The sequence below is a fragment of the Sphingobium sp. CCH11-B1 genome (genome assembly GCF_001556865.1).
Taxonomy (GTDB): Bacteria; Pseudomonadota; Alphaproteobacteria; order Sphingomonadales; family Sphingomonadaceae; genus Sphingobium.
The window spans coordinates 1-1,168 of sequence record NZ_LSJY01000061.1 but is presented as its reverse complement, the minus strand read 5'-3'; the positions used below and the strand labels follow the sequence as shown (position 1 = coordinate 1,168).

The window sequence follows — 1,168 nt, the reverse complement described above, 5'->3', positions numbered from 1 at the left end:
AAGGGGGTCCCTCTTCGACGCCGATCGGGGGTCCCTTTTGAACGCCGTTTGACAAGCCGGGCTGAGAAATCCCGGATCATTGCCATGCTGCCGCACATCATCACGCGGTCGGTGGCGGGATCGAGCCGACGAGGGCCGGTCACACCCTCAAACAGGCGGCCATCCTCCATCAGCGTGGCGATGCGGCCCTGGGTGCGAAACGACTCGCGTGTGACTGTGGGAAGGTAGCTCAGTTGAACCAATGCCTGATCCTGCACCAGCGGATCACCCGCCAAGTGGGAATCAAGATCGACCCGGAATGCGAGATCGCTCACCTGTCGAACACTGTGGACAACGACCACCTGCCCAAACCGATCGTAGATGTCGGGATCGCGGATCAGGCTGAGGAAGGGAGCCAGACCGGTTCCGGTGGATAGGAGGAACAGGCGGTTGCCGGGAAGAAGCGCGTCAGCGACCAGCGTCCCTGTCGGCTTGCGGCCGAGGAAGACATCGTCGCCCGGTTCGATCCGCTGCAATCGCGAGGTGAGGGGGCCATTGGGCACCTTGATCGAGAGGAACTCCAGTTCCTCAGCGTAAGACGGGCTGGCAATTGAATAGGCGCGCAGCAGTGGTCGCGATTCACCCTGCAGTCCGATCATCACAAATTCGCCTGACCGAAACCGGAAGCTGGCTGGGCGGCTGATCGAAAAGCTGAACAGATGCTCGTTCCAGTGACGGACCGAGCGAACCTGTTCGACAGTCAATATGGCGGAGGGCGCGAGGCGGGCCTTTTCCTTGATCCGGTCACTCATTGGTGCAGCCCTTCGCTTCGGGGAAGTATTCCGTTTTCCTGGGAAAAATCTCTGCGTCAGCCATGGCCCGCCCCATTGCGGCTACTGAAGCGTCCCGGGTTTCCCGGAGGCGGTTTCATTTGGGTCATGCAACCATATTGAGGTTGTCGGTGGCTGCATAGTAATTGGCTTCGGCCTCGGCGGGCGGGATGTGTCCGATTGGGCCAAACAGGCGGTGATGGTTGAACCAATCTACCCAGCGCAGGGTTGCCATTTCCACCGCTGAAGCGTTTGGCCATGATCGTTGCCGCCAGATGACTTCGGCCTTGTAGAGGCCGTTGATGGGGACTGTCAGGATTTCCGTGTGTGGGCGGGCATAATGGGCAAGAAGGAGTCCC

The 1,168-nt window shown here is 60.2% G+C and carries 1 protein-coding gene and 1 pseudogene; both read right to left on the bottom strand.

Going from position 1 to position 1,168, the window contains the following annotated elements; all coding sequences use genetic code 11:
* A partial coding sequence (locus tag AX724_RS06575; RefSeq protein ID WP_066764587.1) for a ferredoxin--NADP reductase occupies positions 1-791 on the bottom strand: 791 nt, incomplete at its 3' end.
* Between the two features lie 124 nt (positions 792-915).
* A pseudogene (locus tag AX724_RS06570) lies at positions 916-1,168 on the bottom strand (hypothetical protein); the annotation flags it as partial.